This is a genomic window from Jejuibacter sp. L23, assembly GCF_050815825.1.
In the GTDB taxonomy this organism is placed as follows: Bacteria; Pseudomonadota; Gammaproteobacteria; order Enterobacterales; family Enterobacteriaceae; genus Jejubacter; species Jejubacter calystegiae.
Genome location: NZ_CP138199.1, coordinates 1,936,673 through 1,960,585 on the forward strand (window position 1 = coordinate 1,936,673; position 23,913 = coordinate 1,960,585).

At 56.8% G+C, this 23,913-nt stretch carries 23 protein-coding genes; 12 read left to right on the plus strand and 11 right to left on the minus strand.

Translation table 11 applies throughout. The annotated features are described in order from the left end of the window. Nucleotides 1-14: 14 nt before the first annotated feature. On the plus strand, nt 15-557 hold the full coding sequence (locus SCU88_RS08890) for a cell division protein ZapC (protein WP_138096691.1): 543 nt from the start codon (nt 15-17) through the stop codon (nt 555-557). On the opposite strand, the gene SCU88_RS08895 is transcribed toward SCU88_RS08890, so the two are convergent. Beyond that, nucleotides 554-1,663 (minus strand): MOSC N-terminal beta barrel domain-containing protein, encoded by a 1,110-nt coding sequence (locus SCU88_RS08895; RefSeq protein WP_175339780.1) that lies wholly within the window; start codon nt 1,661-1,663, stop codon nt 554-556. The genes SCU88_RS08890 and SCU88_RS08895 overlap by 4 nt on opposite strands. Nucleotides 1,664-1,765: 102 nt before the next feature. Here SCU88_RS08895 and rlmKL point away from each other — a divergent pair, with 102 nt between their 5' ends. The 6 genes from rlmKL to rmf all read left to right on the plus strand — a co-directional run bounded on the left by rlmKL (nt 1,766) and on the right by rmf (nt 9,700). Beyond that, nucleotides 1,766-3,883, plus strand: coding sequence for a bifunctional 23S rRNA (guanine(2069)-N(7))-methyltransferase RlmK/23S rRNA (guanine(2445)-N(2))-methyltransferase RlmL (rlmKL, locus tag SCU88_RS08900; RefSeq protein ID WP_175339972.1), 2,118 nt, complete (start codon nt 1,766-1,768; stop codon nt 3,881-3,883). Between the two features lie 4 nt (nt 3,884-3,887). After that, nucleotides 3,888-5,810, plus strand: coding sequence for an ABC transporter ATP-binding protein (locus tag SCU88_RS08905; protein WP_175339781.1), 1,923 nt, complete (start codon nt 3,888-3,890; stop codon nt 5,808-5,810). Nucleotides 5,811-5,823: 13 nt separating this feature from the next. Continuing rightward, a complete protein-coding gene (gene pqiA / locus SCU88_RS08910; RefSeq protein ID WP_175339782.1) occupies nt 5,824-7,092 on the plus strand; it encodes a membrane integrity-associated transporter subunit PqiA in 1,269 nt (422 codons plus the stop codon). Further along, nucleotides 7,082-8,722, plus strand: a complete 1,641-nt coding sequence (gene pqiB / locus SCU88_RS08915; protein ID WP_175339783.1) for an intermembrane transport protein PqiB — start codon at nt 7,082-7,084, stop codon at nt 8,720-8,722. Before pqiA ends, pqiB begins: the two co-directional genes overlap by 11 nt. Then, the gene (gene pqiC / locus SCU88_RS08920; protein ID WP_175339784.1) at nt 8,719-9,285 is read left to right on the plus strand and encodes a membrane integrity-associated transporter subunit PqiC; all 567 of its coding nucleotides are present in this window, start codon (nt 8,719-8,721) and stop codon (nt 9,283-9,285) included. The genes pqiB and pqiC overlap by 4 nt, the downstream gene beginning before the upstream one ends. Before the next feature lie 247 nt (nt 9,286-9,532). Further along, the gene (gene rmf / locus SCU88_RS08925; protein WP_138096703.1) at nt 9,533-9,700 is read left to right on the plus strand and encodes a ribosome modulation factor; all 168 of its coding nucleotides are present in this window, start codon (nt 9,533-9,535) and stop codon (nt 9,698-9,700) included. A gap of 71 nt (nt 9,701-9,771) precedes the next feature. Here the strand turns inward: rmf and fabA are convergent, their stop codons facing one another. Next, nucleotides 9,772-10,290: a bifunctional 3-hydroxydecanoyl-ACP dehydratase/trans-2-decenoyl-ACP isomerase gene (fabA, locus tag SCU88_RS08930; RefSeq protein WP_138096705.1), complete on the minus strand. Its 519-nt coding sequence runs from the start codon at nt 10,288-10,290 to the stop codon at nt 9,772-9,774. A gap of 68 nt (nt 10,291-10,358) precedes the next feature. After that, a complete protein-coding gene (locus SCU88_RS08935) occupies nt 10,359-12,110 on the minus strand; it encodes an AAA family ATPase (RefSeq protein WP_175339785.1) in 1,752 nt (583 codons plus the stop codon). 187 nt (nt 12,111-12,297) lie between these two features. Here SCU88_RS08935 and matP point away from each other — a divergent pair, with 187 nt between their 5' ends. Continuing rightward, nucleotides 12,298-12,753, plus strand: a complete 456-nt coding sequence (gene matP / locus SCU88_RS08940) for a macrodomain Ter protein MatP (protein WP_138096709.1) — start codon at nt 12,298-12,300, stop codon at nt 12,751-12,753. Between the two features lie 95 nt (nt 12,754-12,848). Here matP and ompA read toward each other — a convergent pair whose 3' ends face one another. Both ompA and sulA read right to left on the minus strand, forming a co-directional pair. Then, nucleotides 12,849-13,919: a porin OmpA gene (gene ompA / locus SCU88_RS08945; protein WP_138096711.1), complete on the minus strand. Its 1,071-nt coding sequence runs from the start codon at nt 13,917-13,919 to the stop codon at nt 12,849-12,851. Nucleotides 13,920-14,279: 360 nt separating this feature from the next. Then, entirely contained in the window at nt 14,280-14,732 is a 453-nt protein-coding gene (gene sulA, locus SCU88_RS08950; protein WP_175339973.1) for an SOS-induced cell division inhibitor SulA, read from the minus strand. A gap of 282 nt (nt 14,733-15,014) precedes the next feature. Here sulA and SCU88_RS08955 point away from each other — a divergent pair, with 282 nt between their 5' ends. Then, the gene (locus tag SCU88_RS08955; protein WP_138096715.1) at nt 15,015-15,641 is read left to right on the plus strand and encodes a TfoX/Sxy family DNA transformation protein; all 627 of its coding nucleotides are present in this window, start codon (nt 15,015-15,017) and stop codon (nt 15,639-15,641) included. Here SCU88_RS08955 and yccS read toward each other — a convergent pair. Together yccS and SCU88_RS08965 are read right to left on the minus strand one after the other, a co-directional pair. Further along, nucleotides 15,626-17,776, minus strand: a complete 2,151-nt coding sequence (gene yccS, locus SCU88_RS08960) for a YccS family putative transporter (RefSeq protein WP_175339786.1) — start codon at nt 17,774-17,776, stop codon at nt 15,626-15,628. The two genes, SCU88_RS08955 and yccS, sit on opposite strands and share 16 nt — an antisense overlap. 12 nt (nt 17,777-17,788) lie before the next feature. Continuing rightward, complete coding sequence (locus tag SCU88_RS08965; protein ID WP_138096719.1) at nt 17,789-18,235, minus strand: YccF domain-containing protein; 447 nt, start codon at nt 18,233-18,235, stop codon at nt 17,789-17,791. A 136-nt stretch (nt 18,236-18,371) separates the two neighbouring features. Between SCU88_RS08965 and helD the strand changes: the two genes are divergently transcribed. Next, on the plus strand, nt 18,372-20,429 hold the full coding sequence (gene helD, locus SCU88_RS08970; protein ID WP_175339787.1) for a DNA helicase IV: 2,058 nt from the start codon (nt 18,372-18,374) through the stop codon (nt 20,427-20,429). Nucleotide 20,430: 1 nt separating this feature from the next. Here the strand turns inward: helD and mgsA are convergent, their stop codons facing one another. After that, nucleotides 20,431-20,889 (minus strand): methylglyoxal synthase, encoded by a 459-nt coding sequence (gene mgsA / locus SCU88_RS08975; protein ID WP_175339788.1) that lies wholly within the window; start codon nt 20,887-20,889, stop codon nt 20,431-20,433. Between the two features lie 153 nt (nt 20,890-21,042). Here mgsA and SCU88_RS08980 point away from each other — a divergent pair, with 153 nt between their 5' ends. Next, nucleotides 21,043-21,456, plus strand: coding sequence for a CoA-binding protein (locus SCU88_RS08980; protein WP_168198872.1), 414 nt, complete (start codon nt 21,043-21,045; stop codon nt 21,454-21,456). Nucleotides 21,457-21,529: 73 nt separating this feature from the next. On the opposite strand, the gene hspQ is transcribed toward SCU88_RS08980, so the two are convergent. Then, the gene (gene hspQ / locus SCU88_RS08985) at nt 21,530-21,847 is read right to left on the minus strand and encodes a heat shock protein HspQ (protein WP_138096727.1); all 318 of its coding nucleotides are present in this window, start codon (nt 21,845-21,847) and stop codon (nt 21,530-21,532) included. Between the two features lie 62 nt (nt 21,848-21,909). Then, on the minus strand, nt 21,910-23,100 hold the full coding sequence (gene rlmI, locus SCU88_RS08990) for a 23S rRNA (cytosine(1962)-C(5))-methyltransferase RlmI (protein ID WP_175339789.1): 1,191 nt from the start codon (nt 23,098-23,100) through the stop codon (nt 21,910-21,912). A gap of 93 nt (nt 23,101-23,193) precedes the next feature. Between rlmI and yccX the strand changes: the two genes are divergently transcribed. Next, nucleotides 23,194-23,484, plus strand: coding sequence for an acylphosphatase (gene yccX, locus SCU88_RS08995; RefSeq protein ID WP_175339790.1), 291 nt, complete (start codon nt 23,194-23,196; stop codon nt 23,482-23,484). On the opposite strand, the gene tusE is transcribed toward yccX, so the two are convergent. Then, the gene (gene tusE, locus SCU88_RS09000) at nt 23,481-23,810 is read right to left on the minus strand and encodes a sulfurtransferase TusE (RefSeq protein WP_175339791.1); all 330 of its coding nucleotides are present in this window, start codon (nt 23,808-23,810) and stop codon (nt 23,481-23,483) included. The genes yccX and tusE overlap by 4 nt on opposite strands. Between the last annotated feature and the right edge of the window lie 103 nt (nt 23,811-23,913).

Genomic DNA, 23,913 nt, shown 5'->3' on the forward strand with positions numbered 1-23,913 from the left:
CAGGGTTAAAAATTATGCGGATTAAACCGGACGACAACTGGCGTTGGTATTTCGACGAAGAGCACGATCGGATGATGCTCGACCTGGCCAATGGCATGGTCTTTCGTTCGCGTTATTCCCGTAGGATGTTAACGCCGGATGCTTTCGATGCGCCGGGTTTTTGCGTCGACGATGCCGCGCTGTGGTTCTCGTTTGAGGAGCGCTGCCGCGAGCTGGCGATTTCCCGGGAGCAGCGTGCGGAGCTGGTGCTGAACGCCCTGGTGGCGATTCGCTTCCTGAAACCACAGATGCCGAAAAGCTGGCATTTTGTGACTCATCATGAGGTATGGCAGCCCGCGGCGGCGGATGTCGCCAGCGTTTGGGTAAGCGAAGATAACCGCCAGGTGAATTTGCTGGTGGTGGAGGCTGGCAGCAGCGCGTCGCTTTGTCTGCTGGCCCAGCCGGGGCTTAGCCTGGCCGGGCGCACGATGCAGTTAGGCGATGCCATCAAGATAATGAACGATCGGCTGCGCCCCCTGCTGCCGCAGGAGATACCGCTGTCCCGGGCGGCGGTTTAACCGTCGCTTAGCCTCAGTGAGCTCTGAGGAATACAGCTGCAACACAGAATGGTGCCGTCATCGGCGACCGCTTTTCCGTTCAGCGGCCTGACATCGCCTTCCAGCAGGCGGATCCGGCAGCTACCGCATACTCCCGCCCGACAGGACCAGGGCACCCGAATTCCCTGATTTTCCAGCTGATCCAGTAGCGGTTGCTGGTTGTTGCCGCGCAGCTGGCGGCCATTCCATTCCAGGGCTATTTCCGCAGGCGTAGCAGAGGGGGCCTGACTGGTTTGCGGCGTGTCGCCTGCGCCGTAGCGTCGGGCTGGTCCGGTTTCCAGTATCTCCACTTCGTCGCCGATACGAATAATGCCGCTATCCAGGGCAATCAGGTTAAGCCCGAAGTCGACATCCCCATTGTCTGCCGTGCGAAAGCCTTTAAGCGTGTTGAGCGGCTCGCCGCCGGGGTGGCGTACGCCCTGTGTGGGACTGACGGTGGTAAAGATACAGCGGCTACAGGGTTTGGTGACCTGGAAGCGAAGAGTCCCAATACGCAGCAGGCGCCAGCTATCTTCCTGCCAGGGGGCGGCGCCGCGCACCACCAGATTCGGGCGGAACTGATTCATTTCAACGCCAGCCGGGCAGCGACGGCGAAGATCGTCAAGCGAGCCTTCGCTGGTCAGTAGATAAGGGTAGCCATCGGCGAAGGCCAACGGTACATCCGGGTGGCGCTTCACACGGCGGTCGGGCTGGGGGCCAATCCAGCGTAATTGTACTTCCCGCTGGAGAAGGCCGCTCAGCCAGCGGTTGACCGGTTCTGGAGCGATAAGGGCAGTGAAGTGATTACCCCAGACTTCGGTAGGGGAAGGTTGAGAGAGGAAGTCATCAAAACGCGCCTGGCAACTGCTGCCATCAGGTCCGCTCAGCCACAGCCCGTCTGGCAGCAGAGTCGGGGTAAACAGCACCAACTGGGGTAACTGGCGTGCGGTAATAAAGGTACCATCCGGCTCCGTCAGCATAAAAATTCGGTCAAAAGCCGGACCTCCGGGCCCGGCATGGGTATGAGACAACTGCAACCCGCGCATCGATTTTACCGGGTGAATGGCCAGACGAGAGAGAGTAAGCACGATGCCTCCGGGAACCAGGGAATAACTTAGCAGGCAACTTTATGACATGTGTCTCAGATTAGCTATAATGCGCGGCAATTTTCTATGAAGATAAGTGACGATATGAATTCTCTGTTTGCCAGTACGGCGCGTGGGCTCGAAGAGCTGTTAAAAAGCGAACTGGAAGCACTGGGCGCCCGGGAGTGCCGGGTGGTCCAGGGCGGGGTACATTATCAGGGTGACAGCCGCCTGATGTACCAGAGCCTGCTGTGGAGCCGTCTGGCATCGCGCATTCTGCTGCCGTTAGGAGAATGTGGCGTTTACAGCGATCTCGATCTCTACCTGGGGGCCCAGTCTATCGACTGGACGGTGTTGCTGGCGCCGGGCAGTACCTTTGCGGTGCACTTTAGCGGCCTGAACGACAGCATTCGTAACAGCCAGTACGGCGCGATGAAAGTGAAAGACGCCATCGTCGACGCCTTTACCCGCAAGAATCTGCCGCGTCCGACCGTGGATCGCGAGGCGCCGGACTTTCGGGTTCAGGTACGGCTTTCGCGCGATACGGCCAGTATTTCCCTGGATCTGAGCGGCGAAGGTTTGCATCAGCGCGGCTATCGCGATCGTACCGGTCAGGCGCCGATTAAAGAGAACCTGGCGGCGGCCATCGTGCTGCGTTCGGGTTGGCAGCCGGGTACGCCGCTGCTCGACCCGATGTGCGGTACCGGCACGCTGTTGATTGAGGCGGCGATGATCGCCACCGATCGGGCGCCGGGACTACGTCGTCAGCACTGGGGATTTCAGGGCTGGTGTGGTCACGACGAGGAACTGTGGAAATCGGTGGTGGCCGAGGCTCAGGTACGGGCCCAGCGCGGCCTGAATGGCTATGAGGCCCGGTTATTTGGTTCCGACCGCGATAGTCGGGTGGTGGAGATGGCACGCTCTGCAGTACGGCGCGCCGGGTTCGCTTCGCTTATTCAGCTTGATGTGCGTGACGTGGCGCAGTTGGCCAATCCGTTACCGGACGGGCCGTGCGGCACGGTAATCAGCAACCCGCCTTACGGGGAACGTCTGGATAGCGAGCCTGCGCTGATTGCGTTGCACAGTCAGTTAGGACGCCTGATGAAGGCCCGCTTTGGCGGCTGGCAGCTGTCGCTGTTCAGCGCTTCGCCAGATCTGCTGAACTGCCTGCAACTGCGGGCCGATCGTCAGTTCCACGCAAAGAATGGCCCGCTGGAGTGCGTCCAGAAGAACTATCGGCTGGCTGAAACGGCACCTGGGACAGAGCCACAGGCGATCGCGCCGGATTACGCCAACCGCCTGCGCAAGAATATCAAGAAACTGGAGAAGTGGGCGAAGCAGCAGGGCATTGAATGCTACCGGCTCTACGACGCCGATCTGCCGGAATATAATCTGGCGGTCGATCGCTATGCCGACCACGTGGTCATCCAGGAGTATGCGCCGCCGAAAAATATCGATCTGGCAAAGGCGCGTCAGCGCCTGTTCGATGCCATCAGCGCCACCATGGAGGTGCTACAGCTGGCGCCGGGCCAACTGGTGCTGAAAACCCGCGAGCGTCAGAAGGGGAAGAACCAGTACCAGAAACTGGCCGGAAAGGGCGATTTTATGGAGGTGCGGGAGTACAATGCCCGGCTGTGGGTTAACCTGACCGACTATCTGGATACCGGTCTGTTCCTGGACCATCGCATTGCCCGTCGCACGCTTGGCGAGATGAGCCGGGGCAAAGATTTCCTGAACCTCTTCTGCTATACCGGCAGCGCCAGCGTGCATGCCGGACTGGGGGGCGCCCGTTCCACCACCAGCGTGGATATGTCACGCACCTATCTGGAGTGGGCGGAGCGCAATCTTCGGCTGAATGGCCTGACTGGACGCGCCCATCGTTTGATGCAGGCAGACTGCCTGGACTGGCTGCGCCATGCGGATGAGCAGTTCGATCTTATCTTTATCGATCCGCCGACCTTTTCTAACTCCAAGCGCATGGCGGATGCCTTTGACGTTCAGCGCGACCATATTTCACTGATGCGGGACCTGAAGCGCCTGCTGAGACCAGACGGCACTATTATGTTTTCGAATAACAAGCGTGGTTTCAGCATGGATCTCGATGGGTTGACGGCTCTGGGACTCAGCGCCCGGGAGATCACCCGCGATACGCTGTCACAGGACTTCGCCCGCAATCGTCAGATACATAACTGCTGGCTGATCCGCCATGCGGTAAAGGATTGAGTCTATGTCATTAATTAGTATGCACGGTGCCTGGCTATCGTTCAGCGATGCACCGCTTCTGGATAACGCAGAGCTCCATATCGAAGATAACGAACGGGTCTGTCTGGTGGGGCGCAACGGGGCCGGTAAATCGACCCTGCTGAAGGTGCTAAATCAGGAGATCCCGCTCGACGATGGGCGGATCATTTACGAGCAGGATCTGGTGGTGGCGCGTCTGCAACAGGATCCGCCGCGCGATATCGTCGGCAGCGTTTATGATTTTGTGGCCGAAGGGATCGAAGAGCAGGCCGAACATCTTAAGGCCTACCACGATATTTCCCAGAAGGTGATGCAGGATCCCAGCGACAAGAACCTGAACCAGATGGCGCGTATCCAGGAGATCCTGGAGCACCACGGACTGTGGCAGTTGGAAAACCGCATTAGCGAAGTGCTGGCTCAGCTGGGGCTGGAGGCTGATACGCCGCTCTCTTCGCTTTCCGGCGGCTGGCTGCGTAAGGCAGCCCTGGGCCGGGCGCTGGTCAGCTCCCCCCGGGTACTGCTGCTCGACGAGCCGACGAACCACCTGGATATTGAAGCCATCGACTGGCTGGAAGGCTTCCTGAAGTCCTTCCCCGGCACGATCGTGTTTATTTCCCACGATCGTTCGTTTATCCGCAATATGGCGACCCGCATTGTCGATCTCGATCGCGGCCAGCCGGTCTCTTACCCTGGCGATTACGATAAGTATCTGCTGGCGAAAGAGGAGGCGCTGCGGGTGGAAGAGCAGCAGAACGCCGAGTTCGATCGCAAACTTGCCCAGGAAGAGGTCTGGATCCGTCAGGGCATTAAGGCGCGCCGTACCCGGAATGAGGGGCGGGTGCGTGCTCTGAAAGCGATGCGTCGCGAACGCGGCGAACGCCGGGAAGTGATGGGTAGCGCGAAGATGCAGGTGGAAGAGGCGGTCCGTTCCGGCAAGATAGTCTTTGAACTGGAGGACGTTAACTACGCCATCGACGGACGCCCGTTGGTGAAGGGATTTACCACCCAGGTACAGCGTGGCGATAAGATAGCGCTGGTGGGTCCTAACGGCTGCGGTAAAACGACGCTACTGAAACTGATGCTGGGCGATCTTAAGGCTGACAGTGGACGGGTTCACATCGGCACCAAACTGGAAGTCGCCTATTTCGATCAGCATCGAGCGGCGCTCGATCCGGATCGGACGGTGATGGATAACCTGGCGGAAGGTAAACAGGAGGTCATGGTTAACGGTAAGCCGCGCCATGTGCTGGGCTATCTGCAGGAGTTTCTGTTCCCGCCCAAGCGCGCCATGACGCCGGTGCGGGCGCTTTCCGGCGGCGAACGCAATCGTCTGCTGTTGGCGCGCCTGTTCCTGAAACCCAGCAACCTGCTGATTCTTGACGAACCGACTAACGATCTCGACGTAGAAACCCTGGAGCTGCTGGAGGAGCTGATCGACAGCTACACCGGCACCGTACTGCTGGTCAGCCACGATCGTCAGTTTGTTGATAACACCGTGACCGAGTGCTGGATCTTCGAAGGTGAAGGGCGAATTGGCCAGTACGTTGGCGGCTATCACGACGCCCGCAGCCAGCAGGCGCAGGTCCAACCGCTGCGTCAGTCCATGGCACAGAAAACCGAGGCCAAAGCCCAGGAGTCGGAAAAAGCGCAGCCGGAGCGGCGGGTGGCTAACAGCGGCGGCAAGCTTAGCTATAATTTGCAGCGTGAGCTGGAACAACTGCCGGAAAAACTCGAACGGCTTGAGGCGGAGCTGGAAACGCTACAGAGTCAGGTCAGCGATCCCGACTTCTTTAATCAGCCCCATGAAACTACGCAAAATGTGCTGTCGGCACTGGCGGAAGCAGAGCAGGCGCTTGAAACCGCCTTTGAACGCTGGGAACATTTGGAATCATTGAAAAACGGCGGATAAGGGAGAGAGGGCCATGTGCCAGCAACACCAGGACGGGCAGCACATTCTGTGCCCGCAGTGCGATCTACTGGTGGCCTTACCCCGGCTGGCAACCGGAGAGAAAGCCTGCTGTCCGCGCTGCCATACCACATTAACGACTCGCTGGAGTTCGCCGCGCCAGCGACCTACTGCTTGGGCGCTGGCCGCGCTGTTTATGCTGCTGCTGGCCAATCTGTTCCCCTTCATCAGTATGAACGTGAAGGGGGTCAGTAGCGAAATCGCGCTGATAGAGATCCCGGAGGTGATGTTTTCTCAGGATTACGCCAGCCTGGGATTCTTCTTTATTCTCTTTGTCCAACTGGTGCCAGCCTTTTGCCTGGTCAGCGTGCTGCTGCTGATTAACCACGTCCGTATGGATCTTCGCCTGGCGCGTTTTCTGGCGCGGATGCTGTTTCTGGTTAAGGGCTGGGGCATGGCGGAAATCTTCCTTGCCGGGGTTCTGGTCAGCTTCGTTAAGCTGATTGCTTATGGCGACATTGGGGTGGGGGCCAGCTTTGTTCCCTGGTGCCTGTTCTGCGTTCTGCAGTTACGGACCTTTCAGTGTGTGGATCGGCGCTGGCTGTGGGATGATATCGAACCGATGCCTGAGGTCCGCCGGCCACTAAAGGTGGGGACTACCGGGCTGCGCCAGGGGCTGCGCTCCTGCGCCTGCTGCACCGCCATTTTGCCTGTGGATCAGCTGGTTTGCCCGCGCTGCCATTCTAAGGGATACGCCCGGCGACGTAACAGCCTGCAATGGACGCTGGCGCTGCTGTTTACGTCGATCATTCTCTATCTACCCGCCAATATTCTACCCATTATGGTCACCGATCTATTGGGCGATAAGATGCCGTCGACCATTATCGCCGGTGTGATCCTGCTGTGGAATGAGGGATCTTACCCGGTGGCCATGGTGATTTTTATCGCCAGTATTATGGTTCCGACTCTGAAAATGCTGGCTATCGGCTGGCTGTGCTGGGACGCCAACGGCCACGGCCGGGGCGACAGCGAACGGATGCATAAAATTTATGAGGTGGTGGAGTTCGTCGGCCGCTGGTCGATGATCGACGTTTTTGTTATCGCCGTTTTGTCGGCGTTGGTGCGTATGGGGGCCCTGATGAGTATTTATCCTGCTATGGGGGCCTTAATGTTTGCGTTAGTGGTTATCATAACCATGGTGGCGGCGATGAGTTTTGACCCGCGATTGTCGTGGGATCGCACGCCGGAGCCGGCTCATGAGGAGTTAACTGAGCATGGAAAATAATAACGGAGAAGCCCAGGTGCGCAAAGTAAGACGCTGGTCGCCGGTGTGGATCTTCCCCATTGTGACGGCGCTGATTGGTGCCTGGATACTGTTTTATCACTACAGCCATCTGGGGCCGGAAGTGACTTTGATCACCACTTCTGCGGAAGGGATCGAAGGGGGAAAGACCGCGATCAAAAGCCGCAGCGTTGATGTCGGCGTGGTGGAAAGCGCGGTATTGAGTGACGATCTGCACCACGTGGAGATTAAAGCGCGTCTCAATGCCGGTATGGACAAGCTGCTGCACAAAGATTCCGTCTTCTGGGTGGTTAAACCCCAGATTGGCCGTGAAGGAGTAACCGGGCTGGGGACGCTGCTTTCCGGCGCCTACATTGAATTGCAGCCCGGCAGCAAAGGTGAAGCGCCGGAGCAGTACGAACTGCTGGACTCCCCGCCGCTGGCGCCGCCCGATGCCAAAGGGATTCGGGTGGTGCTGGAAAGCAGCCGCGCCGGTCAGTTGAATGCCGGGGATCCGGTGCTGTTCCGCGGCTATCCGGTGGGTAACGTCGAAACCAGCGAGTTCGATCCCAAGACCCGTAGCATTCACTACCAGCTGTTTGTGAAGGCGCCTTATGACCGTCTGGTTACCGCCAACGTACGTTTCTGGAAGGACAGCGGTATTGCGGTGGATATGTCCTCTTCCGGCATGCGGGTGGAGATGGGTTCGCTTACTACGCTGTTTAGCGGCGGCGTCAGCTTCGACGTGCCGGAGGGCTGGCCGCAGGGCGAGCCAGTGGCGAATCAGGCTGAATTCACGTTATTTGACGATCGTAAGAGCATTCAGGATTCACTCTATACCCAGCATGTGGATTTCCTGATGTTCTTCCAGGACTCTATCCGCGGCTTGCAACCCGGTGCGCCAGTGGAATTCCGCGGCATCCGTCTGGGGACGGTTTCCGAAGTGCCTTTCTCGGTGCCGGGGCTTCAGCAGAAGCTGAATACCGATTATCGCATTCCGGTGCTGATCCGTATTGAACCGGAGCGGGTTGAGAGCCAGCTGGGCGAGAATCCGGACGTGCAGGCGCACCTGGAAGAGCTGCTTAAGCGCGGCCTGCGCGCCTCGCTGAAGACCGGGAACCTGGTGACCGGACAGCTGTACATCGATCTGGACTTCTATCCGAAAGAAGAACCGGTGAAAGGGATGCGCAGTTTCTCGGGATACCCGATCATTCCGACGGTCAGCGGTGGTCTGGCGCAGATCCAGCAGCGACTGATGGATGTGCTGGATAAGATCAACAATCTGCCGCTCAACCCGATGATTGAACAGGCGACCAATACGCTGTCTGAAAGCCAGCGCACCATGCAGCGCTTGCAGAAGACGGTTGACAGCCTGAACCAGATCATGGGTAGCCAGTCGATGCAGCAGCTGCCGCAGGATATGCAGAAAACGTTGCAGGAGCTGAACCGCAGCATGAAGGGCTTCCAGCCGGGCTCCGCCGCCTATAACAAGATGGTGGGTGATATGCAGCGCCTGGATCAGGTTCTGCGCGAACTGCAGCCAGTGCTGCGTACGCTCAACGACAAGAGCAATGCGCTGGTGTTTGAGGCGAAACAGAAAAAAGATCCCCAGCCGAAGAGGGCTAAAGAATGAAAAAGTGGCTTGCGCTGATAGTGGCTGCGGCGCTGAGCGCCTGCAGCAGCAGCGGCGATGATAAGACATACTACCAACTCCCGGTTGCCGTGCAGCCGGTAACTCAGAGTATGGCGCAGAGCAGTCAGCGCCAGCTGTGGGTAGAGCAGGTCGCTATTCCGGACTACCTGGCCGGTAACGGGTTGGCCTATCAAACCACGGATGTGCAGTACACCATCGCCAACAGCAATCTGTGGGCCAGTCCTCTTGACCAGCAGTTACGCAATACGCTGGTGGCGAACCTGAGCGCCCAGCTTCCGGGCTGGGTGGTCTCCTCCCAGCCGCTGGGCAGCGAACAGGATGTTCTGAGCGTTAACGTCACCGGTTTCCACGGTCGCTATGACGGGCATACGATCGTCAGCGGTGAATGGCTTCTTAACCATCAGGGCCGGATGATTAAACGGCCGTTCTTTGTTGAATTGAAGCAGCAGGAAGACGGTTATGACGCCATGGTGAAAAGCCTGGCTCAGGGGTGGCAGCAGGCTACCCAGGGGATTGCGGGCGAGTTGACGCGCCTGCCTTAACTTAAAAAACTTTACGTTAAGCCGATACCGCGCGCTTCTTCGGGAGTGCGCGGTATTTTTTTGATGCGAGTCAGGAAGATGCGTTACCCGGCAACGAGAAGTGCGGAATAATAGCGCATCAATATGACACTGGCGTGAATTTTGTGCATTGACGTTAGCGTCGAATAGGGGTATTCGTTACCTGTGGTTGCACGTTTTGTAATCACTGTTTTCTTTTCCACAGCTAAGACAATGAGGGAAATGAGGCATGAAGAGACAAAAACGAGATCGCATGACACGGGCTCAGAAGCGTGGTTACCAGGCCGGTATTGCCGGTCGCTCAAAGGAAATGTGTCCCTATCAGGCTCTGGATCAGAGGTCGCACTGGCTGGGAGGTTGGCGAGATGCCATGGCTGACAAAGCGGTACTGGCCTGAGACATGCCACTGTCTCTTTAGATAACAGAAACCTCCGCATTGCGGAGGTTTCGCCGTTTCAGGGATGCCACTCAGAAGGTGGAGGTATCCTTGAACAGACCCACTTTCAGGTCTTTTGCATCATAGATTTTATGATCGTCAACAAACACTTCGCCATCGGCCACGCCCATGATCAGCTTGCGGTTAATGATGCGCTTGAAGTGGATACGGTAGGTCACTTTCTTCGCCGTCGGCAGTACCTGACCGGTAAATTTCACCTCGCCGACGCCCAGGGCGCGGCCTTTACCTTCGCCACCCAGCCAGCCAAGGTAGAAACCTACCAACTGCCACATGGCATCCAGACCCAGACAGCCGGGCATTACCGGATCGCCGATGAAGTGGCAACCGAAGAACCAGAGGTCCGGATCGATATCCAGTTCAGCTTCCACGTAGCCTTTATCATAATTGCCGCCGGTTTCGGTCATTTTGACCACGCGGTCCATCATCAGCATGTTAGGGGCGGGTAACTGCGGGCCTTCAGCACCAAACAGTTCTCCGCGTCCGGAGGCAAGAAGATCTTCTTTTGTATAGGATTCGCGTTTATCAACCATGTCTGAATTAAGCCTTTTTTTAATGAAGGACGCAGGTTAGCTAACAGGTGTACGCTCAACAACTCCGATCAGTTGTGGTTAAACCAGTTTAGCCAGCGCAGCGGCCAGGGATAACGGTGTCGGGCCTCTTGTTGCGTCGCCTGGGCGATACGGCCCTGAATCATCTGTAACAGTCCCGGACGTTGTTCATCGTCCCAGGGAAGTCCGCTGAGCAGCATCAGTGCATCGCGGGCATCATCTACTGCCCAGATACTGAACTGACCCGCTTCGACGGCATCCAGTACCTCCTGGTGCAGCGCAAGGTGGCGTACGTTCGCCATAGGGATAATCACACCCTGCTGTCCGGTGAGTTCACGCTGTTGGCAAATGGTGAAAAAGCCTTCGATTTTCTCGTTAAGGCCGCCTACCGGCTGGGAACGACCAAATTGATCCACTGAACCCGTAATGGCAATGCCCTGACGCAGGGGAACGCCTGACAGCGCGCTGACCAGCGCACATAGCTCGGCCATAGAGGCACTGTCGCCATCCACCTCGCTGTATGACTGTTCAAACGTCAGTGAGGCAGAGAAGGGGATCTGCTGTTCCAGATCGAGCTCGGCCATCAGAAACGCCTGCATGATCATCATGCCCTTGGCATGAATATTACCACCTAACTCGGCCTTGCGTTCGATATCGGTAAATTCACCGTCGCCAATATGCGCTACGCAGGTGATACGTGAAGGCTCGCCAAAAGCACGCGGATGACCCGGAAACTCGATAACCGACAGGGCATTGACCTGGCCTGTGCGAACGCCTTCAGTTTCAATCAAAATCTGTTCCAGCAGAATCTCATCCTGCATGCGCTCGCTAAGGAAACCTTCCCGCCATTCACGCTGTGCCAACATCTGGTGGAACTGTTCGCCGCTGAAACTCTCCTGACAGAGCGGTGCCATTTCCCGGAGCTGGCGAAGTATCCACTCTGGCTCTATCGGTAGCGTTAACTGGTCGCCGGTATAGCGAACTCCCTCGCGAACCAGCGGGATCCAGGCGTCGGTCTGCGGCTGGGGGAGCTGGTGTTGGGCGGCGAGCGCCTGAACCCAGTCGCGCCATAGTACGAACGCCTGAGGCTCAGCGATCTGCAGGTTGTCTTCAAATTCACTATAGATGGCCAGTTCGGCGATTTCCGGCTCCATCTCCTGAAATTCGGCCAGTGCATCACGTTCGCCACACAGGATAAGCTTTACCTGGAGCGGCAGGGGGGGAATCTCTACCGGGAAGGGGCGACGCTCGTCCGGCGAGAACCATTCAAACTGTCCGCGCGTCATCATCTGTTTCAGACGCAGCCATAGGAGCGGCTGAGCCAGCAGACTGCGCAGCGAGAGCACCAGTACGCCACCGTTAGCCTGATGCAGCAGGCCGGGCTGGAGCTGCGGCCTGTTGCCGTGCCAGCGCACACAGCCGAATAGCTGCTCGCTCTCGATCCAGTCGCCGGTTACCACCGCCCCGGCTGCGGTGAAGTCATCGTCCGGGGAAACAGGAGGCATCAGACTGACATTATCTGTGTCAGTCTGATAACGGCCACCGCAAAGGGGAAGATCCCCGGGTATCATTTCGCGTGCCGCCGCGCCGATACGTGCCGGATACTCAGGCAGTTCGGGGCTTTTGACCAGCATGATATTCGCTGGCGCGCTGGGGTGAAGCAACTGCGTCAGTCCATAACAGAGCCGGGCCTGAAGCTGGCTAAAAATGTGAACATCGGAAGAGGCTGGCCGATCAGGCTGTTGCAGATACGGTTGGGTATCCGGAACCAGCATGCGCCATGATAGTTGGTTTATTGTCAAAATTGTGCGCGTTTGTTGAGATATCAAAGGCGCGATTATACAGTAAGCGGACGTGCTTCACACGGGTAGCGTGCGGCTCCGGCGGAGTGAAAAGCGTTATGGCTTCACATCAATGATTTTTCCCCTAAGCTAAAGTCCGGAAAAGCTGATATCCTGAACATAGTTACACGGTCACCCTGAGATCAGAATGAAATACCAACAACTGGAAAATCTCGAAAGCGGCTGGAAGTGGAAATACCTGGTAAAAAAGCACCGGGAAGGTGAGTTGATCACCCGTTATATTGAAACCAGCGCGGCCCGGGAGGCGGTGGAGCTTCTGCTCGGTATGGAAAATGAACCGGTGCTGGTCCAGTCCTGGATTGAGCAGCATATGAATCCGGCGCTGATGAACCGGATGAAGCAGACCATTCGCGCGCGTCGCAAACGTCACTTTAATGCGGAACATCAACATACTCGCAAGAAGTCTATCGATCTGGAATTTCTGGTCTGGCAGCGTCTGGCCGGTCTGGCCCAGCGCAGGGGATGCACGCTTTCCGAAACCGTTGTTCAGTTAATTGAAGATGCGGAGCGTAAAGAGAAATATGCGAATCAGATGTCGAGCCTGAAACAGGATCTTCAGGCGCTGCTGGGGAAAGAGTCGTAATACTGACTGCCGGTTAAACGTTGACGCTGTTTTCGATGAGTGACAGACAATAAAAAACCCCGCCAGAGCGGGGTTTTTTTTCGAAGCGATGTAACTTAAGCCTGCGGCTGAGATACAACGTCTTTGACGCCTTTCACTTCGATTTCTACGCGACGATCCGGGGCCAGGCAGTCGATCAGCGCTGCGCGACGCTTAACGTTGTCGCAGGTGTTGCCGGTAACCGGGTTAGATTCGCCCATACCCTGTGCAGAGATCTTGTTGGACGGGATACCTTTAGAGATCAGGTAGTCAACAACAGACTGTGCACGACGCTCGGACAGCTTCTGGTTGTAAGCGTCAGAACCGATGCGGTCGGTGAAGCCCAGAACAACGACGTTACCGTCTTTCGGGTCCAGGTTAGCCAGCTGGGTGTACAGCTGATCCAGCGCCTGCTGACCTTCCGGCTTCAGAGAAGCTTTGTTGAAGTTGAACAGAACGTCAGACTTCAGGGTGAAGCGCTTGGTCTGTACCTGCGGAGCCGGTGCCGGTGCTACAACCGGAGCAGCCTCTTCCTGCTGACCGAAGCGATAGGAAACGCCCAGGCTCAGCATACCGTTGTCCGGACGGGTACCCACAGTGTGAGCGTCGCCGATGTTGTTGATCCACTGGTATTCCAGACGGGTAGCGATATCGCGGGTAACAGCCCACTCGAAACCAGCTGCGTATACCGGGGAAACACCGGTGTCGTGGTCTTTCAGACGCTCACCAGCGGCGTTTTTCGCAGTAGAGTCTGCGCGCCATACCATACCACCCAGACGGGTATAGATATCCAGATCATCCAGGATCGGGTAGCTCAGTTTAGCGGTCAGCTGAATACCCTGGGCCTTGAAAGCACCGCTTTCCGGCTTGCCAGTGTATTCCATACGACCCAGCCAGTCGTAACCCATTTCGAAAGCAACGTACGGGTTAACCTGGTAGCCACCGAATGCACCTGCACCCAGCTGGCTGTCGTGGGTAGAGCCACTACCGATGCCAGAGTCATAACCATTACCGTAGAAACCAGTATCGTGGTACTGAGACCAGCCCAGTTTCGCACCAGCATACCAGGTGTTATCTTTCGGTGCGGCCTGCGCTACGGTAGCGAAGCCAGCCAGTGCCACTGCAATCGCGATAGCTGTCTTTTTCATTTTTTGCGCCTCGTTATCATCCAAAAAGGCCATAGGCTTCAATATTTTTACGAAGCCCACGGTTAAATCCTTACCCGGGTCGCTACTCAGATTGTTGCTTTACCGTTCAAAACGGTTATTGCTGAGTAACCCCGGCGTTGTAAAGTCTACAACGTAGTTGAAAAGTTACAAGTACGCAGCAGGATCTGCGAATACAAAAAACCGCCGCTTTCACATATTTTGTTACATTCTGGGTTGGGATTTGTGCCCGAACTTTTCTGATGTATTCCCTCTCAAGCCTTGGCACAGGCGGATTTTCTTCTATTCACAATGACCTGTGACGAAGCGTAAAAAATATTTTAGGACTACTCCTAAATTTACTTAATGATACAAACTGGAGTGAATCTTTAGCCCCGTCCGTGGTCTGGAGCCGGGGATAAGGGGGGTTACAGGGCGTAAAATCAGGCCGGTGGTCTGCCCTTGTGCAGCCGCAAGATTGAGCAAATTGTGCTGTTCGTTGCTCAATTCATGGGGTAGCCAACCAATAACCGCGCTGTAATTTCCTGTGCGCATCGCCTTCGCCATAGTTTCGATTGTCGTCAGCGGAGCGACCTGGTTAACCTGCATGACTTTACTGAGCGGCAGACCCGCAGACTGCAGCCACTGGCGGCTCAGTTTCTGGCATGGCGTTAACCAAAGTTGCCAGCGTGACTGCTGCCCAAGCTGCTGTAATAAAGGCAAAAGCATCAGTTCAGTCAAACCGGCACGATCTTCACTATAGACCACTTCACTGATAACGCCTGCAAAATGATCGCCATTGTGATGGAAAGCCATCTGTGGGTGAAGGGGGCTTGCCAGGTTCAGTATAGGGTCGTGAGATGCAGGAAAAGACATATTGTATCCAGCCTTATGAGTTACTGTATGAATATACAGTAATGCCTGTGCGCGCAAAGATCAACCTCAATTTAGGAAAGCGTCTCGCAGTTTTGAGCTTCTGTTACCTGCCGGGTGTAAATCATATTGCCCGGGGCGCATAAGTTGCCTATTGTCGATTGTTGTTAATGGAACCGCTAATGTGTTGGATGTACATTAGTCTTTGATTTTAAGGACAATAAAATGAAAGATTTATGTTATTCGCAGATCGACAGGACGAGGGAAATCCTGTCGCCGCTTGGTGATATTCAACATCGTGCGCTCTTTGGTGGCTACAGCCTCTACATTGGTGACACCGTATTTGCGATGGTCGCTAAGGGGAACCTTTATCTTCGGGCCTGTGAGCAGAATGAGCCCTATTTTATTCGGGAACGCCTTCCCACACTGCTGTTTTCCCGGCGGGGCCGCCAGATCTCACTGAAATACTATCTGGTTGGCGAAGCGCTGTGGCGCGAGCCCGCACAGTTGCTGGCGCTTTCCTGGCAAGCGCTGGATGGCGCCAGGAAAGAGAAAAGGCAGCGCAGACAGGTCACGCGTTTAAAGGATCTCCCTAATCTTACTTCCGGGCTGGAAAGTATGTTGTGGGTGGTGGGAATTCAGAATATCGAAGCCTTACAGATGATGGGCGCTAAAGCGAGCTGGTTAGAGCTGCGGCGTATAAATAAAGGCATTGGCGTAAAAGTTCTGCTGGCGCTGGCGGGCGCCATTTGCGGGTTACATGAGGCGGCGCTCCCATCGCAGATGCGACAGGAGCTTCAGGAGTGGGGCAGTGAACAAATCAGCTATGATGCGTTTTATTCAGGCAACTGATGCAACTGCTGCTGCAGCGTTGAAAGCTCCGGCAGTAGCGCTATCAGCAATCCTATCTGCTGAATCACCAGCGGCTCTTTAGTCCCGGGCGTAGGGTGACTTTTTTCCAGTCGGGCGGTGAGCCGCTCAAGGGCCTGTCGTAAGCGTTCCACATCGCCGGCATCCGTAAACGTGGGTCTTAATGCCGCGTCCACGTAGCAGACGGCATCATCCAACAGCGCCAGAATTTCCGGATGGGCGAGTCGCTCGCGGTGCGCGCCCAGCGTGGAAACATAACTGGTGAGCGTATGATTCAGGCATAGCAGGCGGAAGGCCATCTCCCGGATCTCCGGCGTAGCCCGGGGTTCAACCGACAGGTTTGAAACCACCGAAGCCAGCTCAGCATCCCGGTTGTGGGCATCGCGTCGGGCGATGCGGTAACCCAACTGGTTATCCCGCCCCTGATGGTACTGGGCCATAATGGCGTCCAGGTAGCGACAGTTGGCGTTAAATGCATGCTCCACCACCAGCGGCAGACGCCGGAAGCGCCAGTCCGGCCAGATAAAGCTGACCGCGGCCCAGGCGATAGCACAGCCAATGAGAGTATCGACAATCCGAGGTAGCGCCACCACAAACCCTTCACCCAGCAGGTTAAAACACAGCAGTACCAGCATGGTGATAAAGACCGTCGCGTGGGCATACTGGACGTTGCGGAAGGCAAAGAACAGCACGCCGGTAATCACGATAAGCGCGAGTTGCCCTTCCAGTGACGGCACCAGCCACAGCACAGGCAGGCCGATCGCCACCCCCAGCAGGGTACCGATAATACGCAACGCCAGGCGGCGTCGGGTGGCGTTATAGTTGGGTTGACACACAAACAGGCTGGTTAGCAGGATCCAGTAGCCGCGCTGCAGGCCGGTTACCTGAATAAAGGCATAGCCCACGCACAGTACGATCGACATTCGTACCGCGTGACGAAACAGCGCTGACTCCGGCGTCAGATGGCGACTCAGGCGTAGCCTGATATCGCTAAAGCCGCTAAGACCATCATCGGAGAGACGGTTTTCGTTAGGATCGGCGGGCATAGCCAGCGCCTGCTCTGACTCAATGGTCGCCAGTTGGGCATCGATAGCCCGTAGGTTGGCTATCAGAAAGCCAATGGCTTCCCGCTCACGACTGGCGATAGCATTATCCGGTAGCTGGTCAATGGCTGCCTCCAGGTGGGTAAACGCACGCTCGAAACGTGGATCGTGCTGGTAGGGGGTGCGTAGCAGAATCGAACGGGAAAGCTGCTGACAGGCCAGCGCCTGCATAGAGAGTAAGCGCTGGAAGCGGAACATCAGATCGCTGTGGCGAAACTTCACCCGCAGCGTCTGATATTGCACATGCGAAGAGCTGGCGCGTTCGTGAATGTCCTGAGCAACAAAATAGTAGTGCAGGGTTCGCCGGGTGCCGCGCTGGCCCCGATCGCCGCGCAGACGGGTCAACAAAGAGGCTTTGGTCTGATTCAGCGTCTGAACCAGCTCGCCGTTGGCCATCGCCAGGTTAACCAGAGGCTCCTGGCTTTCGTCTTCGATATCGGGATCGAACTGGCGTGACTTCAGTTCCAGATAGTGGGCCAGTTGCTCATAACAGCGCGCCAGATTGTCCTGCAGAGGGCGTACCGGGAAGATCAGATGCCCCACCAGGGTCAGCAGGTTGTACCAGATAGCGCCCGCCAGCAGGAGTACCGGCTGCTGGTACCAGTTATCGAACAGCGTGATCCCCAACATGGTATAGATGGCGATCAGCAGGGCGCCGAAGGCGATGGTGGCGTAGCGCTGACCCAGACAGCCCAGTAGGATAAAGCCAATGGTCGAGGTGGTCAGCCCGGCGGCGAACAGCCAGGGCCAGGGAAACAGCAGTTCCACGGAAACCGAGGCGATAAAAAAGCAGATCAAGGTAATCAGCAGGTTGCGCAGCCTGCCAGCCAGCCGGTCATCCAGATCCGCCAGAGCGGCGGCAACGACTCCCAGGGTGATGGGGATAGTCAGTTTGACTTCGTTAAGCCACCAGGGCACCAGAGTGGCGCCACTCAGGGCGATAAAAATCCGCAGGTTATAGAGCCAGGTGCTGTTCCATGTGTAGTGGCGCAGCAGGGGACTGAGTTTGGGCACGGTAACCTCGGCTTACCGAAACTGACTGCGGGCATTGGCCTCGCGCGCCGCGCGCGCGGTTTCGACAGAGACAACCCGTCGCCCCACCGGCCATAAGGCGATGGCGGCAATCTTGAAGTTAGCGATACCTACCGGAATACCGATAATGGTCAGACACTGGGCAATGCCCGCAGCAATGTGCATCAGGCACAGCCACCAGCCAAAGAACACCACCCAGAAGATATTCAGCAGCGTTCCCCCCGCATTCATCAGTGAATTCTTATTACCGGGAGAAAGGAGGTCGACGTGCACCGCTTCGTTGCCGTAAGGCAGTAATGACAGTTTGGTAATCTCCCAGCAGGAGCGGGTAAGCGGTAGCGTAAAAATCAACAGGATGCTTACCAGCGTCGCCAGCAGCCAGGAAAGCGTGGTGAAAAATCCACCCAGGACAAAATTGAGAATATTAAGAACGGTGCGCATAATCACTCTTACGTTAGCCGAATATCGGCACAATCAATAACCACGCCAATTGTAACGCGTTTTTGCCTGGAGCGGGATTTCTCTCACAGGTAAACTGAACGTCTCCATGAGTCACAGGGCAGGATCGAATATCAGCATGGAATTAAAAGCAACTTCTCTTGGCAAACGCATGGCGCAGCATCCTTACGATCGCGTCCGGCTGTTGAGCGCCGGCGTTGAAGTTTCCGGCGAACGCCATCAGTACCTCATTCCCTTTAATCAGCTACTGGATATCAACTGTAAACGCGGCCTGGTATGGGGTGAGCTGGAGTTCGTGCTGCCGCAGAATAAAGTAGTGCGCCTGCATGGCACCGAATGGGGGGAAACCCGCCGCTTTTTCCAGCATCTGCAAAGTGAGTGGCAGAGCTGGAGTGAAGAGATGAGTAACGTTGCCGCAGAGGTTTTGCGTCAGACCCTGGAAGAGCTTGCCGGGCGTGATACAGAGCACTGGCTGAAGCGTGGAGAAATGCAGGCGTTGCAGGAGAAGATCCGCGATGCCTTTACCGCGCTGCCGCTGCCGCATGAACGTATGGAGGCGTTTGATAACTGCCGGGAACTCTGGCATCAGTGTCAGGCCTGGCTGGAAGAGGGCGAAGCGCGTCGGCTGGTGATTAATCAGGCATGGACGGAAAGAATGCTTGAGCAATACGCCGAATTTTTTGAACAGGTGGAAAGCTCGCCGCTCAATCCCTCCCAGGCACGGGCAGTAGTAAATGGCGAATCTGCGCTACTGGTGCTGGCCGGTGCGGGCAGTGGTAAAACCTCGGTACTGGTGGCCCGTGTTGGCTGGTTGCTGGTACGCGGCGAAGCCAGTGCCGACCAGATTTTGCTACTGGCCTTCGGGCGCGATGCGGCCCGCGAAATGGATGAACGTATCGAACAGCGGCTACAGGCCGGAGCGGAAGGCATAACGGCCCGTACTTTCCACGCGCTGGCGCTGCATATTATCCAGCAGGGAGGGCGTAAAGCGCCTCAGATAAGTACACTGGAGAGCGATAGCGCCGCGCGCCATGCTCTGTTGCTTGAGTGCTGGCGTCAGCAGTGCCGCGAGAAAAAAGCCCAGGCTAAAGGCTGGCGTCAGTGGCTGACGGAAGAGCTGGAGTGGGAGGTGCCGGAAGGGGAGTTCTGGCAGAATGAGAAACTGGCTCGCCGCCTTGCCGGGCGGCTCGATCGCTGGCTGGGGCTGATGCGAATGCACGGTGGTAGCCAGGCGCAGATGATTGCCGACTGTCCGGAGCCGCAGCGTGAACGGTTTCAGAGGCGGGTTAAGCTGATGGCGCCGTTGCTGAAGGCATGGAAGACGGCGCTGAAGGATGAAGGCGCGGTGGATTTCTCAGGCCTGATTCACCAGGCGATTAACGTACTCGACAAGGGGCGTTTTATCAGCCCCTGGAAACACATTCTGGTGGATGAGTTTCAGGATATCTCCCCACAGCGCGCGGCGCTGCTGGCGGCGCTGCGGCGTCAGAATGCCCATACCACGCTGTTCGCCGTAGGGGATGACTGGCAGGCCATTTACCGTTTTAGCGGCGCGGAAATGGCGCTGACCACGGCTTTCACCCACCACTTTGGAGAAGGCGATAGCTGCGCGCTCGATACCACCTATCGCTTTAACAGCCGTATCGGCGACATCGCCAACGGCTTTATCCAGCAGAATCCGCATCAGCTGACGAAGCCACTGAACAGCCTGAGCAAGGGGGATAAGAAAGCCGTCACCTTGCTGCCGGATGACAGGCTGGAGCCGCTGCTGGATAAGCTCAGCGGTTACGTTAAGCCGGAACAGCGCATTCTGATACTGGCCCGCTATCATCATCTGCGACCAGCCGTGCTGGAAAAGGCGCAGACTCGCTGGCCGAAACTGCACATCGATTTTATGACCGTTCACGCCAGTAAGGGGCAGCAGGCGGACTATGTCATTATTCTGGGGCTGCAGGAGGGGAAGGACGGTTTCCCGGCACCGGCGCGCGAGTCGATTATGGAGCAGGCGCTGCTACCGCAGCCCGAGGATTTTCCCGATGCCGAAGAGCGGCGTCTGCTGTATGTGGCGCTGACCCGAGCCCGTCATCGGGTGTGGCTACTGTATAACCGGGATCAGCCATCGCCGTTTGTGGAGGTGCTTAAAGCGCTGGGTGTCCCGGTGGCGCGTAAGCCCTGAGTTACTTCAGGCGCGACGCGAGATAGCGTTGATAATCCGGAATCAGGATATCCACGCTGTCGTTAAAGTGAGGAGACTGAATAATAAAGTCAGCGGTGGACAGATTGGTGGCCACCGGAATATTCCAGACCGTGGCCAGTCGCAGCAGCGCTTTGACATCGGGGTCATGGGGCACGGCGTTGAGCGGATCCCAGAAGAAGATCAGTACGTCAATCTTACCCTCGGATATCAGTGCGCCAACTTGCTGGTCGCCGCCCATCGGGCCGCTCAGCATGGCATTAACTTCAAGCCCCGTGGCGCGCTGAATCAGATTACCGGTGGTACCGGTACCATACAGGGTATGTTTAGCCAGCTGCGCCTTGTGGCGTTCCACCCACTTCATCAGCATCTCTTTACAGTGATCGTGTGCCACCAGGGCGATATGTTTGTGCGGCGCCAGAGTGCGGGTTGTCAGTTCCATGTTGGTTTTCCTGCTGTGATCGTTGGATTGGCTACAGCTTACTGGATGCTACCGGTGCTGCAAACGTATGAAATCAAAAAAGCCGCGGGCGTGGAGAGGTGGCGCGCGGTGTTTTACACTGGTACTCAGCCTAATCGTTTTTGGGAGAGCATGATGACAGACAGTGAAATTAGCCAGATTCTGACGGAGACCCGCACCATCGCGCTGGTGGGCGCGAGCGATAAGCCGGATCGCCCCAGCTATCGGGTGATGAAGTACCTGCTGGAACAGGGCTACCGGGTGATCCCGGTATCGCCAAAGGTCGCCGGTAAAACGCTGCTGGGACAGCAGGGTTACGGCAGCCTGGAAGAGATAGCGGAAAAAATCGATATGGTGGATGTTTTCCGCAATGCCGAAGCGGCATGGGGGGTGGCGCAAGAGGCTATCGCCATTGGTGCGAAAGTTCTGTGGCTGCAGCTTGGGGTCATTAATGAACAGGCGGCGGTACTGGCACGGGAGTCGGGATTACAGGTGGTGATGGATCGCTGCCCGGCTATCGAAATTCCCCGGCTGGGGCTCGAGAAGTAATCGGCGGCGAAAACAGTAACCCCCCCGGCCGCCAGTGTGGCGAGCGGGGGGACGGGAGAGGTGGCTGACGCGGTTAGTTACGCAAGCGCGGCGCCTGAAGCTGCTGGCGAATCGATGCAGCCAGTTCGTCCAGCGTCGGTTGTTCCGGGTGCTCATGCTGAAGCTCACCGCTCAGTTGGGCTTCGGCCAGGTAGGTGTGCACTGGCTGACCGTCGTCATCTTCCATCACCACGTGGTACCAGGGGGCCGCCCGTAGATCGTCGCTGACGGCCAGTTCATCTGCCGAGGGCTCATCCAGCGAGTAGACGGGATCAATGTCCACGACTACGCCAAGATAACCCAGCAGCGAGTGGCGTACCTGCTGACCAATACCGAATTTGCTGGCAATCATCGTCACCTCCCGGGAACACAGGTTATTCCTCAGATATGAGGGCGGTGCATCCCTTTATCAAGTCACATAAGACGGCAGGCAAATCCTTTCAGATACAGCCCCTCCGGGTAGGAGGCGATCACCGGATGATCGGCCGCCTGACGGAACTGCTCTATAAATTGTACATCACGACCGGCATCGACGGCGGCATCCGCCACAATTTTCTGGAATAAATCGCTGGCCATCAGCCCGGAACAGGAGAAGGTCAGTAGAATGCCGCCAGGGTTAAGTAACTGCAATGCCAGTAGATTGATGTCCTTATAGCCGCGGCAGGCGCCGGCAAGCTGGTTCTTGTTTTCGACGAATTTCGGCGGATCCATCACGATAACGTCAAAGGTTTCACCCTGCTCGCGATAGCGACGCAGCAGCTTAAAGACATCGTCGCGAACAAACTGCGTGCGGCTGAGATCCTGCTGATTCAGCGTAACGTTCTGACGTGCGATAGCCAGCGCCTCTTCCGAGGTATCCACACTGATAACTTCGCGGCAGCCACCAAGCAGCGCCGATACCGCAAAACCGCCGGTATAAGAGAAGCAGTTCAGCACTCGCCTATCTTTCACATAGCGACGGGTAGCGAATCGGCTGTCGCGTTGGTCCAGGTAATAGCCGGTTTTGTGGCCCGCTTTAATATCTACCAGCAGCTTCATCCCATGCTCTTCGATGGTCAGCAGGTCCGGGGGCAGTTCGCCGCATACCGGTCCCTGAGTCAGGGCCAACCCCTCTTTTTTACGCACCGCGACATCGGAGCGATCGTAAATGCTGCAGTCGGGATACAGGCTCTGCAGCGCGCTCACCAGCGCCGGACGCTGATATTCGGCGCCGGCAGAGAGCAGTTGCAATACTAAAAAGTCGCCAAAACGGTCGATAGTAATGCCGGGCAGGCCGTCGGACTCACCGGCGATCAGGCGGTAGCTGTCAAGGCCGTCACGGGCGGCCAGCCAGTTACGCCACTGTTGCGCTTTTTGCAGGCGGCGGGTAAAGAAGTCGATGTCCACCGCTTCGTCGTAATCGAAGGTCCAGACCCGGGCGCGGATCTGCGAAGCGGGGGACCAGGCGGCGCGGGCCAGCCAGCCCCCTTTGTGGTCCACGACATCCACGGTCTCGCCAGGTGAGGCCTTACCCTCCACCCGGGCGATAGCGCCGGAAAAGACCCATGGATGACGGCGCAGCAGCGACTTCTCGCGCCCTTTGGCTAATACTAAACGTACGCTCATAATATTATGTCTGGCAGAAAGAAAATGGGCGCCATTCTCCCGAGTTCATCGGGGAATTGCAACGCGTTACATCAGACGAAAGGGAGAAATTGCATGTCGATATGTACGATCGCCTGGGTATACGGACGGGTCCAGGGCGTGGGGTTTCGCTATAACACGCAGCGGGAGGCTCGCCGCCTGGGGCTGACCGGGTATGCCTGTAATCTGGATGATGGCAGTGTGGAAGTGCTGGCCTGTGGCGATAAGGCTCAGGTGGAACAACTCATGGCCTGGCTGGAGCAGGGTGGTCCGCGCGGCGCGCTGGTGGAGCGCGTTGTTAAGGAGCCCCACACCTCGTCGCAGGAATGGGGCCGCTTTGATATCCGTTATCAGGACGGAATTTAGATGCACTTCACCGGCTTGGGCAGGCCAGCTATCTTTGTGGCCTGCTTTGCTGGCCCCTTAGGAAACAGACGGTACAGATAGCGGCTGTTGCCTTTCTCTTCACCGAATTTCTTTGCCATGGCCTTCACCAGCATGCGAATGGCGGGGGAGGTATTAAACTCCAGATAAAAGTCGCGCACGAAGCGTACCACTTCCCAGTGTTCTGGCGTCAGGGTAATACCTTCGCGCTGAGCGATAACCGGTGCCAGCGCTTCACTCCATTCACTGCTGTTTTTCAGATAGCCTTCGCTATCGGTTTCGAACTCTTTACCTTCAAATATCAACACGGGATGCTGTCCGTTACTGTCAAACGGCGGTCAGTCTAGCAAATTTCCGGCGGCCCAAAAAACAAAACCCCGCCGGAGCGGGGTTGGTGTGGAACGCCAGGTC

Excerpts from the sequence above, each read along its gene's own strand:
- yccX (WP_175339790.1), top strand. The coding sequence starts at position 23,194 with ATGTCGATATGTACGATCGCCTGGGTATACGGACGGGTCCAGGGCGTG.
- rmf (WP_138096703.1), top strand. The coding sequence starts at position 9,533 with ATGAAGAGACAAAAACGAGATCGCATGACACGGGCTCAGAAGCGTGGT.
- mgsA (WP_175339788.1), bottom strand. The coding sequence starts at position 20,889 with ATGGAACTGACAACCCGCACTCTGGCGCCGCACAAACATATCGCCCTG.
- pqiC (WP_175339784.1), top strand. The coding sequence starts at position 8,719 with ATGAAAAAGTGGCTTGCGCTGATAGTGGCTGCGGCGCTGAGCGCCTGC.
- ompA (WP_138096711.1), bottom strand. The coding sequence starts at position 13,919 with ATGAAAAAGACAGCTATCGCGATTGCAGTGGCACTGGCTGGCTTCGCT.
- SCU88_RS08965 (WP_138096719.1), bottom strand. The coding sequence starts at position 18,235 with ATGCGCACCGTTCTTAATATTCTCAATTTTGTCCTGGGTGGATTTTTC.
- pqiB (WP_175339783.1), top strand. The coding sequence starts at position 7,082 with ATGGAAAATAATAACGGAGAAGCCCAGGTGCGCAAAGTAAGACGCTGG.
- fabA (WP_138096705.1), bottom strand. The coding sequence starts at position 10,290 with ATGGTTGATAAACGCGAATCCTATACAAAAGAAGATCTTCTTGCCTCC.
- rlmKL (WP_175339972.1), top strand. The coding sequence starts at position 1,766 with ATGAATTCTCTGTTTGCCAGTACGGCGCGTGGGCTCGAAGAGCTGTTA.
- SCU88_RS08955 (WP_138096715.1), top strand. The coding sequence starts at position 15,015 with ATGAAAGATTTATGTTATTCGCAGATCGACAGGACGAGGGAAATCCTG.
- pqiA (WP_175339782.1), top strand. The coding sequence starts at position 5,824 with ATGTGCCAGCAACACCAGGACGGGCAGCACATTCTGTGCCCGCAGTGC.
- SCU88_RS08980 (WP_168198872.1), top strand. The coding sequence starts at position 21,043 with ATGACAGACAGTGAAATTAGCCAGATTCTGACGGAGACCCGCACCATC.
- SCU88_RS08905 (WP_175339781.1), top strand. The coding sequence starts at position 3,888 with ATGTCATTAATTAGTATGCACGGTGCCTGGCTATCGTTCAGCGATGCA.
- rlmI (WP_175339789.1), bottom strand. The coding sequence starts at position 23,100 with ATGAGCGTACGTTTAGTATTAGCCAAAGGGCGCGAGAAGTCGCTGCTG.
- matP (WP_138096709.1), top strand. The coding sequence starts at position 12,298 with ATGAAATACCAACAACTGGAAAATCTCGAAAGCGGCTGGAAGTGGAAA.
- helD (WP_175339787.1), top strand. The coding sequence starts at position 18,372 with ATGGAATTAAAAGCAACTTCTCTTGGCAAACGCATGGCGCAGCATCCT.
- SCU88_RS08890 (WP_138096691.1), top strand. The coding sequence starts at position 15 with ATGCGGATTAAACCGGACGACAACTGGCGTTGGTATTTCGACGAAGAG.
- hspQ (WP_138096727.1), bottom strand. The coding sequence starts at position 21,847 with ATGATTGCCAGCAAATTCGGTATTGGTCAGCAGGTACGCCACTCGCTG.
- sulA (WP_175339973.1), bottom strand. The coding sequence starts at position 14,732 with ATGGCTTTCCATCACAATGGCGATCATTTTGCAGGCGTTATCAGTGAA.